At 56.0% G+C, this 13738-nt stretch carries 13 protein-coding genes; 7 read left to right on the plus strand and 6 right to left on the minus strand.

The features are described from left to right. Positions 1-2: 2 nt before the first annotated feature. Together ACA108_08095 and ACA108_08100 are read right to left on the minus strand one after the other, a co-directional pair. A complete protein-coding gene (locus ACA108_08095) occupies positions 3-794 on the minus strand; it encodes an SDR family NAD(P)-dependent oxidoreductase (GenBank protein ID XEX97449.1) in 792 nt (263 codons plus the stop codon). Positions 795-897: 103 nt separating this feature from the next. Beyond that, positions 898-1077 carry a hypothetical protein gene (locus ACA108_08100; protein XEX97450.1) on the minus strand — a complete coding sequence of 60 codons (180 nt, stop codon included), beginning with the start codon at positions 1075-1077 and terminating at the stop codon, positions 898-900. Positions 1078-1287: 210 nt separating this feature from the next. On the opposite strand from ACA108_08100, the gene agp reads away from it, so the two are divergent. After that, entirely contained in the window at positions 1288-2535 is a 1248-nt protein-coding gene (gene agp, locus ACA108_08105; GenBank protein ID XEX97451.1) for a bifunctional glucose-1-phosphatase/inositol phosphatase, read from the plus strand. 118 nt (positions 2536-2653) lie between these two features. On the opposite strand, the gene ACA108_08110 is transcribed toward agp, so the two are convergent. Further along, positions 2654-2881, minus strand: a complete 228-nt coding sequence (locus tag ACA108_08110) for a YccJ family protein (protein XEX97452.1) — start codon at positions 2879-2881, stop codon at positions 2654-2656. A 15-nt stretch (positions 2882-2896) separates the two neighbouring features. Next, complete coding sequence (gene wrbA / locus ACA108_08115) at positions 2897-3493, minus strand: NAD(P)H:quinone oxidoreductase (protein XEX97453.1); 597 nt, start codon at positions 3491-3493, stop codon at positions 2897-2899. A gap of 391 nt (positions 3494-3884) precedes the next feature. Between wrbA and ACA108_08120 the strand changes: the two genes are divergently transcribed. Both ACA108_08120 and rutR read left to right on the plus strand, forming a co-directional pair. Then, complete coding sequence (locus ACA108_08120) at positions 3885-4067, plus strand: general stress protein (protein XEX98052.1); 183 nt, start codon at positions 3885-3887, stop codon at positions 4065-4067. A gap of 174 nt (positions 4068-4241) precedes the next feature. Continuing rightward, positions 4242-4886, plus strand: coding sequence for an HTH-type transcriptional regulator RutR (gene rutR / locus ACA108_08125; GenBank protein ID XEX97454.1), 645 nt, complete (start codon positions 4242-4244; stop codon positions 4884-4886). On the opposite strand, the gene ACA108_08130 is transcribed toward rutR, so the two are convergent. Further along, a complete protein-coding gene (locus tag ACA108_08130) occupies positions 4883-5275 on the minus strand; it encodes a lysozyme inhibitor LprI family protein (protein ID XEX97455.1) in 393 nt (130 codons plus the stop codon). The genes rutR and ACA108_08130 overlap by 4 nt on opposite strands. Positions 5276-5333: 58 nt before the next feature. Continuing rightward, positions 5334-9296: a trifunctional transcriptional regulator/proline dehydrogenase/L-glutamate gamma-semialdehyde dehydrogenase gene (gene putA, locus ACA108_08135; protein ID XEX97456.1), complete on the minus strand. Its 3963-nt coding sequence runs from the start codon at positions 9294-9296 to the stop codon at positions 5334-5336. Between putA and ACA108_08140 the strand changes: the two genes are divergently transcribed. From ACA108_08140 to efeO, 4 genes are all read left to right on the plus strand, one after another. Next, positions 9295-9504, plus strand: a complete 210-nt coding sequence (locus tag ACA108_08140) for a hypothetical protein (GenBank protein ID XEX97457.1) — start codon at positions 9295-9297, stop codon at positions 9502-9504. The two genes, putA and ACA108_08140, sit on opposite strands and share 2 nt — an antisense overlap. A gap of 271 nt (positions 9505-9775) precedes the next feature. After that, positions 9776-11284: a sodium/proline symporter PutP gene (gene putP, locus ACA108_08145; protein ID XEX97458.1), complete on the plus strand. Its 1509-nt coding sequence runs from the start codon at positions 9776-9778 to the stop codon at positions 11282-11284. A 431-nt stretch (positions 11285-11715) separates the two neighbouring features. Then, entirely contained in the window at positions 11716-12549 is an 834-nt protein-coding gene (efeU, locus tag ACA108_08150; protein XEX97459.1) for an iron uptake transporter permease EfeU, read from the plus strand. Between the two features lie 63 nt (positions 12550-12612). Continuing rightward, positions 12613-13737 (plus strand): iron uptake system protein EfeO, encoded by a 1125-nt coding sequence (gene efeO, locus ACA108_08155; GenBank protein ID XEX97460.1) that lies wholly within the window; start codon positions 12613-12615, stop codon positions 13735-13737. The last annotated feature ends 1 nt before the right edge of the window (position 13738 follow it).

The raw sequence follows: 13738 nt of genomic DNA on the forward strand, positions 1-13738 counted from the left end.
AGTTACCGCTGATAGCGCGGAGCAGGGAGACCGGTGTTGGCAGCGACAAAAACTTCAAGACGAGCAGCTTCATATTGCTCCCATAATTTCAAATCATGCAGGGGTGGAATGGTAATGCTTTCGCCCCGATCAAGGCCGGTCAATGCCGCATCGACCAGGTTTTCAGGCGACATGATCGCATTCGCAGGCAGTGAAGCGAGCGGCACGCCGGACGTCTCCCAAATTTCTGTTGCGGTTGCTGCAGGCAGCACTGCCTGGATCTGCACGTTGCTTCCCGCAACTTCCTCCTGTAATCCTCTCGTAAAGTTCAGCACATAGGCTTTCGTACCGCTGTATACCGCATTGCCAGCGCCTGAATGCAGGGCGAGAACTGACGAGATATTAATCAGCGTTCCGGCGTTACGCGCCTGAAACTGAGCCAGCGCCGCGAGACTAAGGCGGGTCAGGGAGGTAATATTGAGCATAATATCACCCTGGTGCTGCGTGGCGCTGCCGCTGGTAAACGACGCCAGATGCGCGGTTCCGGCATTGTTCACCAGCACGCTGATGCGAGAGTTTTTCTGCAAAACATCCTCAACCGCGCGGATGCCCGCCTCATTGCCCAAATCGGCGCACAGGAAATTGACAATAACTTTGTACCTTGACTGCAGCTTGTTCGCCAGCGCCTGCAGGCGCTCTTCGCGGCGGGCAACTAACAGCAAATCGTAGCCGCGAGCGGCGAAACGGTCGGCGTAGACGGCGCCAATGCCAGATGAGGAGCCGGTGATCACAGCAATCGAGCGGCATGTAGACATGGGTAAACCTCCTTGTTAAAACAATTAGAAAAAAGTTTAAAATAAAACCACATAAATAATAGGGTTGCAGTGTTTGCTAAGCAACCTTTTTGCCGGGTGATTTTTAATCAGGAAGTGTTTTTTGGCGCGGCACAGTTCCCTGCGCTAAGCGTGTTCTTATCTCCAGGGTTTGTGCCAACATTTTACGCAGCGGCTGATGGCGTTTGCTGCCTGACAGCTTGGTGCCGTTTTCTTTGCAGCCAGGCAGATGTTCAGTGCCCCACTGGGACAGCGTGACCACCACGATTTGCTGGTCCCGTCCCTTTTGGTGCGAACGTGCTCATTTCTCGCTACCGTCCCTCTCCGGGCACATCTCCATGATCCTCAGCTCAACAGGTGCCTGGCAGCCGATGGACCAATCTGCCGTTTTGCGATCCTGTTACCAGGTATGCACGCGATTTTCTGTCAGACTCAGGTTGTCACATTTCTGTCATAACCTTCTGAGGAATTAGGGATGAATAAAAAAATACTCGCCTCGCTGCTGGCGGTGGCCTGCTTTGCGCCGGGACTGGCGAATGCCGAAGCCGCGCCGGATGGCTATCAGCTAGAACAGGTTTTACTAATGAGCCGCCACAATCTGCGTGCGCCGCTGGCGAATAACGGCAGCGTGCTGGAACAGTCCACCGCACAGTCCTGGCCGGCATGGGATGTCCCCGGCGGGCAGCTCACCACGAAAGGCGGTGTGCTGGAGGTTTATATGGGCCACTATATGCGCGAATGGCTGGCACAGCAGGGGCTGGTGAAGAGCGGGGAATGCCCAACGCCGCAAAGCGTCTACGCCTATGCCAACAGCCTCCAGCGTACTGTCGCCACCGCGCAGTTCTTTATCACCGGCGCATTCCCCGGCTGTGACATCCCTGTTCATCATCAGGAAAAAATGGGCACCATGGATCCAACGTTTAACCCGGTCATCACCAATGACTCGCCTGAATTTAAGCAGGCGGCGGTTAAGGCAATGGAAGCCCAGCGCGAGCACTATAAGCTGGACGAAAGCTATAAGCTGCTGGAACAGGTTACGGCCTTCAGCGATTCGCCAACCTGTAAAGAGAAACAGCAGTGCGACCTGACGGCGGGAAAAGACAAATTTACCGCCAACGCGACTGAAGAGCCGGGTGTAAGCGGGCCGCTTAAGGTCGGGAACTCGCTGGTAGACGCTTTTACCCTGCAATATTACGAAGGTTTCCCGCTGGAACAGGTGGCCTGGGGCCAGATCAAAACGGATAAACAGTGGCAGGTGCTTTCCCGGCTGAAAAACGGCTATCAGGACACGCTGTTTACCTCGCCGCAGGTGGCCCGTGACGTTGCGGCACCGCTGGTGAAATATATTCAGAAGGCGCTGGCGGGCAAAGAAACTGCCGGGCCGAAAGTGACGCTGCTGGTGGGACATGATTCGAATATCGCCTCGCTGCTGACGGCGCTGGACTTTAAGCCTTATCAGCTGCCGGAGCAGAATGAACGCACGCCAATCGGCGGCAAAATTATGTTCCAGCGCTGGCACGACAAGAACGCCAATCGTGAGCTGATGAAGGTGGAATATGTTTATCAGAGCAGCGATCAGCTGAGAAAAGGCGAAGTGTTAAGCCTGCAGCAGCCGCCGCAGCGCGTGACGCTACAGCTCGCCGGTTGCCCAACGGATGCAAATGGTTTTTGTCCGTGGGATAAGTTTACCGAGGTGCTGAACAAGACGGTGGCCGATAAATAGTTTTTGTCGGATGGCGCGTTCGCTTATGCGGCCTACGAATGCCAGCGTAGGGTGGATAAGCCGCAGCGTCATCCACCGATAATATGAAATCCCCCCGCCGCTACGGGAGGATTTTGCGTTAAACGTTCTTCCGCTCGATCGTTTGTTCGCCCCAGAAAAGCGAGTCTTTATCGGTTTTCTCAAACGCCTTTAGCAGTACCTCATCGCTGCCTTCCTCCCAGATTTTCTCCGCGAGTTTTTCATCGTATTTAGCCACTTCAAAAATAGCCTCCGCTATTTCAGGAGAGGTGTTACGCAGACTTGCCCATTCACCCACGTGATGCGCTTTGTATTCTTGACCAGGCATATGCTCCTCCAGAAATTAACCGTTAAGTTTGACTGCCAGACCTGCCACGTATTCACCCTGATAGCGAGCGATCGACAGCTCCTCCTCGCTTGGCTGACGAGAGCCATCGGCTCCGGCAATGGTTGTTGCGCCATAAGGCGTGCCGCCGCGAACCTGCGAAACATCGAACAGTTCCTGCGCCGCGTAGCCAATCGGCACGATAACCATCCCGTGGTGGGCAAGCGTAGTCCAGGTAGACGAGATGGTATGTTCCTGACCGCCACCGGTGCCGGTGGAGCTAAAGACGCTGGCTAGTTTGCCGTACAGCGCGCCGGATGCCCACAGGCCGCCGGTCTGGTCGAGGAAGGTGCGCATCTGGCCTGACATATTGCCAAAGCGGGTAGGGGTACCAAATATGATGGCGTCGTACTCGGCCAGCTCCTGTGGCGTCGCCTGCGGGGCATTTTGCGTTTTCCCGCCGGCCTTAAGGAAGGCCTCGCCCGGCATGGTTTCCGGAACGCGTTTAACGGTGACTTCCGCACCATCGACCTTCTGCGCCCCTTCCGCCACGGCGTGAGCCATCGTTTCGATATGTCCATACATTGAATAATAGAGCACCAGTACTTTAGCCATCTTGCTTTACTCCTGGGTTTAACGCAGCGTTATGCTGCCCTCCTTTAAAGATATGCTCTGTGACCGAGAGTGCAAACCAGAGTGGCTTTTCCTTGATGCATCACAATTTGCCGGGGAAGCGCCAGAATGTAGCATCAGGTCACATTTTTAACGGTGGTATTTTTGGTCAAAAATAAGAATACCTTATGGATTTGCCGCTTGAGAAATCACCCTTTCTGGCGATTTCATGTTGCAAAATATTACGGTTTGCTGGTCAATTACGCCTGCTGCACTAAGCTTAGTTCCACGCGGCAACGTTCAGGGCGCAAGCCTTAGCCGCTCGTTGAAAGAGTGTTCTTTTGACGGAATGCAGAATGATGACTTATTAATTTCACCAATCTGGAGGTTAGAAATGGCAAACCATCGTGGTGGTTCAGGTAATTTCGCTGAAGACCGTGAAAGAGCATCAGAAGCAGGTCGGAAAGGTGGCCAGCACAGTGGTGGGAACTTTAAAAACGACCCACAGCGCGCATCAGAAGCAGGCCAGAAAGGGGGCAAAAACAGCCACGGCAGCGGTAGCGGCAAAAGCAAATAGCCGAAGCTTTAGCAATTAGCCTCCTTGTCCCATAACTTACGGCTAATCGCATGTCCCGCCGCCGGTTCCGTCCGGCGGCTTTTTATTGTCTGCCGCTGCAAGCCAGCTTAAACAAGTCGTTGTCAATCCACGCCTTTGCTATGCTTGAGTCAAATTGATTCAAGGAGAATGCGCATGGGCGCAGGCGCAGTGCAGACAAAACAAACCGGACGGCGTTCGCTGGCCGTAGCCGCCAAGAAGCAGGCCATCCTCGAGGCCGGGCTGGAGCTTTTTTCCCAGTATGGCATTCACGGCACCAGCATCGAGCGGGTGGCCGAGCGGGCCGAGGTCTCCAAAACCAACCTCCTTTATTACTATCCTTCCAAAGAAGCGCTGTACGTGGCGGTGCTTAAGCAAATCCTTGATATCTGGCTCGCGCCGCTGCGCGCGTTTCGCGAGGATCTAGAGCCGCTGGTGGCAATAGGCGAGTACATCCGGCTCAAGCTCGAAGTGTCCCGAGACTTTCCGCAGGCTTCGCGGCTGTTCTGCCTTGAGATGCTCCAGGGGGCGCCGCTGTTAAAAGAAGAGCTGACCGGCGGCTTAAAAACGCTGGTAGAGGACAAGTCGGAGATTATTGCCGGCTGGGTTGCCAGCGGAAAGCTGGCGAACGTCGATCCGCACCATCTGATTTTTATGCTGTGGGCCACAACCCAGCACTACGCGGATTTCGCAAGCCAGGTTGAGGCAGTGACGGGCAGCAATCTCAGCGATGAGGATTTTTTCCGCCGCACGGTGGAAAACGTGCAGCGGATGATTATTGAAGGGATCCGGGTGCGCTAGCGCGGCGGGAAGACGCAGCTGACATCGCCTTCATCGCAGTGCAGCGTGCTTTTCAGCAGTTCGGTACGCTCAACGGTTTTATCCGTCATGCACTGGGCATGCACCATCGGAGCGACAGATCCGCCGTCAGCGCCGGAGGATAAAAAGGCGCAGTCCGCATCGCGGAAGGCAATCCAAGCGTTCTGTGCCGCTTTGAGCTGGGTTTTTTGGGCGTCTGTCGCGAGTTTCATCGCCTGCCCGTAGGTCTGATTCAGGAGCTCGTCCTGCTTTTTATACTCTTTACCGTAACACTCGTTCAGCCCGGCCTGGGATGTTTCGTTATCGCAGGTGTCGGCCAGCACGTTGGCGCTAATCAGCAAAGCAGCAATCAGTAAACAAAGGCGTTTCATTAATAGTCCCTCAAAAAAAATGGCTCCATGAAAGGAGCCATTTCAGCGTAGCGAAAACTTAACCGATTGTCATCAGGCTGGCGTTGCCCCCGGCTGCGGCGGTGTTGACGCTCAGCGAACGTTCCACGTACAAACGTTCCAACAGCAGATTGGTTTCTTCGCGGGCAAAGCCCTGCACCGAAACAATCGCTCCGTTACGGGCCGCGACTTTTTCACACAGTTCACGCAGCTGGTCGGAGTCACCGTGATAGATAACCGCATCAAATTGCTGTTCCAACAGCGTTTCTGCTTTTGCGAAATCAATCTTCTGCTGTACCAGAGCGGGCAGCTGTTTAGCCAGATCGCGATGCAGTTTGTCATCCGCCCACAGTACACGGCTACCCACGCTGGTTACCGCTGAAAGCTGCACCAGCGCATCCTGTTCGCTGTCCGCCACGCACAGAATGCGTTCGCGCGGCATCAGCGCATAGGTGTTGCGTTCGCCCGTCGGGCCGGGCAGCAGACGCAGCGTGCCGCTCTGCGCCTGTTCAGCGAAGCGTTGGCTCAGGGCGTGCAGTTCGCTCCGGCTTACGGCCCATTCGGTCAGCGCCTTATGCGCTTCCTGAAGGCTTGCTTTCAGTGTGGCATCGACAGGCAGCTCTGCATCCTGACGGTTAAGCGTTGTCAGCAGGGCTGTTTCCGGGCGGTTAGCCAGCAGGCGATACAGGTAAAGCGGGCCGCCTGCTTTCGGGCCGGTGCCCGACAGGCCTTCGCCACCAAACGGCTGGACGCCAACGACCGCGCCTACCATGTTTCGGTTCACGTACATATTGCCAACGTGGGCTGAACCGGTGACCTGAGCGATTGTTTCGTCGATACGGGTGTGGACGCCGAGCGTCAGGCCGTAGCCCGCCGCGTTAATCTGCGCGATCAGCGCCTCAAGGTTGTTACGGCTGTAGCGAACCACGTGCAGCACCGGACCAAAGACCTCTTTTTGCATCTCGTCGAAGCTCTCAAGCTCGATAAGCGTAGGGGCCACGAAAGTACCGCTTTGCCACTCTTTCATATCCATATCGTCTTCGCGGACGGCCTGGAATACCTTGCGGCCTTTCGCACGCATCCCCTGGATATGCTTATCAATGTTCTCTTTTGCTTCCGCGTCGATAACCGGGCCGATATCCGTCGTCAGACGGCCAGGGTTGCCCATGCGGCACTCCGCCATCGCGCCACGCAACATTTGCAGCGTGTGCTCGGCAACGTCTTCCTGAATGCACAGCACGCGCAGGGCAGAACAGCGCTGGCCCGCGCTATCAAACGCTGAGGCTACCACGTCCACCACGACCTGTTCGGTAAGCGCGGAAGAATCAACGATCATGGCGTTAAGGCCACCTGTTTCTGCGATGAGCGGCGTTGGACGCCCCTGCGGATCCAGACGGTCGGCGATATTACGTTGCAGCAGGGTGGCGACTTCGGTTGAGCCGGTGAACATCACGCCGCGAACGCGGGCGTCGCCTGTCAGCTGTGCGCCAACGGTTTCGCCACGGCCCGGCAGCAGTTGCAGCACGCCCGCAGGCACGCCCGCTTCCAGCAGGATGGCGATACCCTGAGCGGCAATCAGCGGCGTCTGCTCGGCAGGTTTTGCCAGCACGCAGTTACCCGCCGCAAGGGCTGCGGCAATCTGACCGGTGAAAATAGCCAGCGGGAAGTTCCACGGACTGATGCAGACTATCGGGCCAAGCGGGCGGTGCGTTTCGTTATCAAAGTCGTTGCGCACCTGGCCCGCGTAGTAGTAGAGGAAATCCACTGCTTCGCGCACTTCGGCAATCGCGTTGCTGAAGGTTTTACCTGCCTCTCGTACGAGGATGCCGATGAGCTGCTGCATCTGGCCTTCCATGATCACCGCTGCGCGCTCAAGAATAACTGCGCGCTCCTGCGGCGGTGTGGCAAACCAGATAGGTGCGTTGTTAACCGCACTTTCCAGCGCTCGGGAAACCTCTTCGCTGGTTGCCTCGCGCATGTAACCCACGGTGTCGTTCGGCTCCGCCGGGTTCTTCACCGCGACCAAATCACCTTCGGCAACGGCTTCTTCAAGGATGGGTAGCGCCTGCCACTTCTGCGCCGCGCTGTTGAGCAGGGCAGAGGAAAGCGATGCCAGTCGGTGCTCGTTCGCCAGGTCCAGACCGCCCGAATTGCTGCGATCCGCACCGTAAAGATCTTTCGGTAAGGCAATTTTCGGGTGTGGCAGGCCGAGCTGGCCCTCTTTACTGGCCAGTCCTTCGGTGGCGGTAACCGGATCGGCGACCAGTTCGTCCAGCGGCAGGGTGTTATCGGCGATGCGGTTAACAAATGAGGTATTCGCGCCGTTCTCCAGCAGGCGGCGCACCAGATAGGCCAGCAATGTTTCATGGGTGCCAACCGGCGCGTAGATACGGCAAGGGCGGTTCAGTTTGCCGTCGGCAATCTTCCCGACCACCTGATCGTACAGCGGCTCGCCCATGCCGTGCAGGCACTGGAACTCGTACTGGCCCGGGTAGTAGTTCTGACCGGCAAGATTATAAATTGCCGCCAGGGTGTGGGCGTTATGGGTGGCGAACTGCGGGTAAATCAGGTTCGGCACGGTAAGCAGTTTTTTCGCACAGGCGAGGTAAGAGATATCGGTGTACACCTTGCGGGTATAAACCGGATAGCCCTCAAGGCCCTCCATCTGCGCGCGTTTGATTTCGCTGTCCCAGTAAGCCCCTTTCACCAGACGTATCATCAGGCGGCGACGGCTGCGGGTGGCGAGATCGATCAGGTAATCGATGACGAACGGACAGCGCTTCTGGTAGGCCTGGATAACAAAACCTATGCCGTTCCAGCCCGCCAGCTCCGGCTCAAAACAGAGTTTCTCCAGCAGATCGAGAGAGATCTCCAGGCGATCGGCTTCCTCGGCATCAATGTTAATCCCTACGTCGTACTGGCGAGCTAACAGCGTCAGGGATTTCAGACGAGGATACAGCTCTTCCATGACGCGATCGTACTGGGCACGGCTGTAGCGCGGGTGCAGGGCAGAGAGCTTGATTGAGATGCCCGGGCCTTCATAAATACCGCGGCCGTTTGAGGCCTTGCCGATGGCGTGAATGGCCTGCTGGTAGGAAACCATATAAGCCTGCGCGTCGGCGGCGGTCAGCGCGGCTTCGCCGAGCATATCGTAAGAGTAGCGGAAGCCTTTCTCTTCGAGCTTGCGGGCGTTGGCCAGCGCTTCGGAAATCGTCTCGCCGGTCACAAACTGCTCGCCCATCAGGCGCATCGCCATATCCACCCCTTTGCGGATCAGCGGCTCGCCGCTCTTGCTGATGATGCGATTCAGGGAGTGGGAGAGGCTGGCTTCGTTATGCGTGGAGACCAGGCGGCCGGTAAACAGCAGGCCCCAGGTGGCGGCGTTAACGAACAGCGACGGGCTGCGGCCAATGTGGGAGTGCCAGTTGCCGTTGCTGATCTTGTCGCGGATTAACGCATCGCGCGTGGCCTTGTCCGGAATACGCAGCAGCGCTTCCGCCAGGCACATCAGCGCCACGCCTTCCTGTGAGGAAAGGGAGAATTCCTGCAGCAAACCTTGTACCATGCCCGCCCGGCCTGAAGCGCTCTTCTGATTGCGAAGCTTTTCAGCAAGTTGGTAGGCAAGCTTATGGGTTTGTTCGGCGATGGCCTGCGGCAGACGAGCCTGTTCAAGAATCATCGGCACGGCGTCGGTTTCCGGACGCCGCCACGCAGCGGTAATCGCCGCGCGGGTAACGGACTGCGGCAGGATCTGCTCGGCAAAATCGAGGAACGGCTGATGCGTCTCTTCGGCGGCCATTGGCGTTTCATCACTTTCGTTAGCGGCACCGGCGAGCAGGGCAGGGAGTTCAGGCAGCTCGTCGTTATTTTCCAGGCGTTCAAGATAGTTAAAGATGGCCTGTTTAATTAGCCAGTGCGGCGTACGGTCAATGCGTGAAGCGGCGTGCTTAATACGTTCGCGGGTCGCTTCGTCGAGTTTTACACCCATGGTGGTTGTGCCCATGAAAACAACTCCTTTTTCCCGTCAGGCTTCGAGCGGCTACCAGCAGACAATTCGATTGCTTCAGGGGGGTAAAGTGGTGGTTGATAAAAGTTACCCGGCAATATCTATCAGGTTGCAACTTTGTGCAACCTTGTTAAATGTGAGCCAGCTAGCAGGTCGGGAAAAGAGTCAGTTTGTTAAACTTAAAATAAGAAAGCGATCTGGATAATTATTTGCAGACGAGGCTAATTAGCCGACATAGTTAACACTTTCGACGGGTGCAACCGGTAAAAGCGTGAGCAAGTGCAACCTCCCGGCAAAAGCTATTTTTTACATAGTGAATTTCTTGTGAATAGCATGTTAAAACGTTTGTGAATAAATAAGGCTTCCGTCAGGATACGGTCGCAAACCGACAACTCAACAGGCCCCGCCGCGTTCCGGCGAGGCGCTACCGGTAACGACAGTAAAAATTAACCGGTAACTAAATCTGGAGAAGATGCATGACCATGAGTACACCAATGCTGGTGACTTTCCTTGTTTATATCTTTGGCATGATATTGATAGGGTTTATCGCCTGGCGCTCAACAAAAAACTTTGATGATTATATTCTCGGCGGACGCAGCCTCGGCAGCCTGGTGACGGCATTGTCCGCCGGTGCTTCGGATATGAGTGGCTGGTTATTAATGGGCCTGCCCGGCGCGATATTCCTGTCCGGGATTTCCGAAAGCTGGATTGCCATCGGCCTGACCGTCGGGGCTTATATTAACTGGAAACTGGTCGCGGGCCGCCTGCGCGTTCACACGGAAGTAAATAACAACGCCCTGACGCTACCGGATTATTTCACCGGGCGCTTCGAGGATAAAAGCCGCCTGCTGCGTATTATCTCCGCGCTGGTGATTCTGCTGTTCTTCACCATCTATTGCGCATCCGGCATCGTCGCGGGGGCGCGTCTGTTCGAAAGCACCTTTGGCATGAGCTATGAAACGGCGCTGTGGGCCGGGGCTGCGGCAACTATCCTCTACACCTTCGTGGGCGGTTTCCTGGCAGTTAGCTGGACTGACACCGTGCAGGCGAGCCTGATGATTTTTGCGCTGATCCTGACCCCGGTCATGGTGATTATGGCGGTCGGCGGACTGGACGATTCGCTGCTGGTTATCAAGCAGAAGAGCATCGAAAACGTCGATATGCTCAAGGGGCTGAACTTTGTCGCCATCATCTCGCTGATGGGCTGGGGGCTGGGCTACTTTGGCCAGCCGCACATTCTGGCGCGCTTTATGGCGGCGGACTCCCACCACACCATCGTTAACGCACGCCGCATCAGTATGACGTGGATGATCCTCTGCCTGGCAGGGGCGTGTGCCGTGGGCTTCTTCGGCATCGCTTACTTCTCTAATAACCCAGCGCAGGCCGGTGGGGTAAGCCAGAACAGCGAGCGCGTATTTATTGAGCTGGCGCAGATCCTGTTTAACCCGTGGGTGGCCGGTATTCTGCTGTCGGCGATTCTGGCTGCGGTCATGTCGACGCTGAGCTGCCAGCTGCTGGTGTGCTCAAGCGCCATCACCGAAGACCTGTACAAAGCGTTCTTCCGCCAGGGTGCGGGCCAGAAAGAGCTGGTGTGGGTCGGCAGGATCATGGTGCTGGTGGTTGCGCTGGTAGCCATTGCCCTTGCTGCGAACCCGGAAAACCGCGTGCTGGGCCTGGTCAGCTATGCCTGGGCAGGCTTCGGCGCCGCCTTTGGTCCAGTGGTGTTGTTCTCCGTGCTGTGGTCACGTATGACCCGCAACGGCGCGCTGGCCGGTATGATCATCGGTGCCGTCACCGTTATCGTCTGGAAGCAGTTTGCGTGGCTGGGGCTGTATGAAATCATCCCAGGCTTCATCTTTGCCAGCATCGGTATCGTTGTGGTGAGCCTGATGGGGAAAGCGCCTTCTGCTGCAATGAGCAAGCGCTTTGCGGATGCAGATGAAATTTACCATACGCCAGCACCTTCTAAGCTGCAGGCTGAGTAACTGCCTTTAGCCCGGTAGGTCGGATAAGCGCAGCGTCATCCGACACAGCCAGCGTCAATGGTGGATGACGCGAACGCTTATCCACCTCTCAAAACCTAAAATAGAGCAGCAGAGTAAAAGACAGGCCGGACTTCCCGGCCTCAGACTAATGACAAACCTAAACCGAAAGGAATTCGAAAAGATCTCACCGAATAAATAACAAGGAAAATCAATTCATTGATTTTCGGCTGCTAACCACAAAGAAGGAAAAACCACGCTTTTACCTTCTTTGTCAGCAATCTCAGGCCGGGCTTCCCGGCCTTTTTTACATCCGGATATAAATAACCCGACGAAGACGCTTGTATTTCTTTTGGTGGTAATGATAATCACTATCGTTCTTTTTTACTTTTCTTTACGTCTTTTGACCTGACTTCACACCTGAGGTGTCCGGAATGTTTGTTCCGTTTCTTATTATGCTTCGCGAAGGGCTGGAGGCGGCGCTGATTGTCAGCCTGATTGCCAGCTACCTTAAGCGCACCCAGCGCGGCCAGTGGATCGGCGTAATGTGGGTTGGGGTCGTCGCTGCCGCCGCGCTCTGTCTGGCGCTCGGTATCTTCATCAACGAAACCACCGGCGAGTTTCCGCAAAAAGAGCAGGAGCTGTTCGAGGGCATCGTGGCGGTCATCGCCGTCGTTATTCTTACCTGGATGGTGTTCTGGATGCGTAAAGTCTCGCGCAACGTGAAGGTCCAGCTCGAACAGGCGGTGGACAATGCGCTGAACAACAAAAGCAGCCACGGCTGGGCGCTGATTGGCATGGTCTTCTTTGCGGTTGCCCGGGAGGGGCTGGAATCGGTGTTCTTCCTGCTGGCGGCATTCCAGCAGGACGTGGGCATCATGCCGCCGCTGGGGGCGATGCTCGGTCTGGCAACGGCTATCGTGCTTGGCTTCCTGATCTACTTGGGCGGCATTCGCCTGAACCTTGGCGCGTTCTTCAAATGGACCAGCCTGTTCATCCTGCTGGTGGCGGCAGGGCTTGCGGCAGGGGCGATTCGCGCCTTCCACGAGGCGGGCCTGTGGAACCACTTCCAGGAGATCGCCTTCGAGCTCAGCAACGTCCTTTCCACCCACTCCCTGACCGGCACGCTGCTGGAGGGCATCTTCGGCTATCAGGAAGCGCCGACCGTCAGCGAAGTGGCAATGTACTTTATCTATCTTATTCCGGCCCTGGTGCTGTTCGCCCTGCCGCCGCGGCTGAGTAATCAGGTGACAAATAACGCTCGTTAATATGCTTGTGGCGGGGATACCGCCACTTAGTTACAACATACTAATCTTTTAAAGGGATTGGCCATGACTACACATTTTCGTCGTAAGGCTTTGCACGCTGCGCTGTTCACCCTCGTTTCATCTGCTTTTGCGGTACAGGCTGCAGATGTTCCTCAGGTAAAAGTTACCGTTACGGATAAACAGTGTGAGCCGATGAACATCACGGTTAACGAGGGCAAGACCCAGTTCATTATCCAGAACAACAGCCAGAAAGCGCTGGAGTGGGAGATCCTCAAAGGCGTGATGGTGGTGGAAGAGCGTGAAAATATCGCGCCTGGCTTCTCCCAAAAGATGACCGCAAACCTGCAAGCGGGGGAGTACGACATGACCTGTGGCCTGCTCAGCAACCCGAAAGGCAAGCTGGTGGTTAAGGCGGCAGGCGATGGGGCCGCGCCTAAAAACGATCTAATGGCGCTATCCGGGCCGATTACCGAATATAAAGCCTACGTCACCGCCGAAGTTGCCGATCTGGTTAAAAACACCAAAGCTTTCACCGACGCGGTGAAAGCGGGGGACATCGAAAAAGCGAAATCCCTGTACGCGCCAACGCGCCAGCACTACGAGCGCATTGAACCTATCGCCGAGCTGTTCTCTGACCTGGACGGCAGCATCGACGCCCGTGAAGATGACTACGAGCAGCAGGCCAGCGATCCGAAGTTCACCGGCTTCCACCGCCTCGAAAAAGCGCTGTTTGGTGATAACTCCACTAAAGGCATGGAAAAGTATGCTGAGCAGCTGAATACCGACGTACAGGATCTGCAAACCCGTATCTCCGAGCTGGCTTTCCCGCCGAGCAAAGTGGTTGGCGGCGCGGCTGGCCTGATTGAGGAAGTGGCGGCGAGCAAAATCAGCGGTGAAGAAGATCGCTACAGCCACACCGACCTGTGGGACTTCCAGGCCAACGTCGACGGTGCGAAGAAAATTGTCGATCTGCTTCGTCCTCTGCTGAGCAAAGACAATGCGCCGCTGCTGGCAAAAGTCGATGCGAACTTCAAAAAGGTTGACACTATTCTGGCGAAATACCGTACCAAAGACGGCTATGAAACCTACGATAAACTGACGGATGCTGACCGTAACGTCCTGAAAGGGCCGGTGACTGCTCTGGCGGAAGACCTGTCGCAGCTGCGTGGTGTACTGGGCCTGGACTAAG

The sequence above is a fragment of the Dryocola sp. LX212 genome (assembly GCA_041504365.1).
Lineage (GTDB): Bacteria > Pseudomonadota > Gammaproteobacteria > Enterobacterales > Enterobacteriaceae > Dryocola.

What these genes read in the sequence shown, in the direction of transcription:
- putP (XEX97458.1), top strand. Translation starts at nt 9,776, where the DNA reads ATGACCATGAGTACACCAATGCTGGTGACTTTCCTTGTTTATATCTTT.
- wrbA (XEX97453.1), bottom strand. Translation starts at nt 3,493, where the DNA reads ATGGCTAAAGTACTGGTGCTCTATTATTCAATGTATGGACATATCGAA.
- ACA108_08140 (XEX97457.1), top strand. Translation starts at nt 9,295, where the DNA reads ATGAAAACAACTCCTTTTTCCCGTCAGGCTTCGAGCGGCTACCAGCAG.
- ACA108_08130 (XEX97455.1), bottom strand. Translation starts at nt 5,275, where the DNA reads ATGAAACGCCTTTGTTTACTGATTGCTGCTTTGCTGATTAGCGCCAAC.
- rutR (XEX97454.1), top strand. Translation starts at nt 4,242, where the DNA reads ATGGGCGCAGGCGCAGTGCAGACAAAACAAACCGGACGGCGTTCGCTG.
- putA (XEX97456.1), bottom strand. Translation starts at nt 9,296, where the DNA reads ATGGGCACAACCACCATGGGTGTAAAACTCGACGAAGCGACCCGCGAA.
- efeU (XEX97459.1), top strand. Translation starts at nt 11,716, where the DNA reads ATGTTTGTTCCGTTTCTTATTATGCTTCGCGAAGGGCTGGAGGCGGCG.
- ACA108_08120 (XEX98052.1), top strand. Translation starts at nt 3,885, where the DNA reads ATGGCAAACCATCGTGGTGGTTCAGGTAATTTCGCTGAAGACCGTGAA.
- ACA108_08110 (XEX97452.1), bottom strand. Translation starts at nt 2,881, where the DNA reads ATGCCTGGTCAAGAATACAAAGCGCATCACGTGGGTGAATGGGCAAGT.
- ACA108_08095 (XEX97449.1), bottom strand. Translation starts at nt 794, where the DNA reads ATGTCTACATGCCGCTCGATTGCTGTGATCACCGGCTCCTCATCTGGC.
- efeO (XEX97460.1), top strand. Translation starts at nt 12,613, where the DNA reads ATGACTACACATTTTCGTCGTAAGGCTTTGCACGCTGCGCTGTTCACC.
- agp (XEX97451.1), top strand. Translation starts at nt 1,288, where the DNA reads ATGAATAAAAAAATACTCGCCTCGCTGCTGGCGGTGGCCTGCTTTGCG.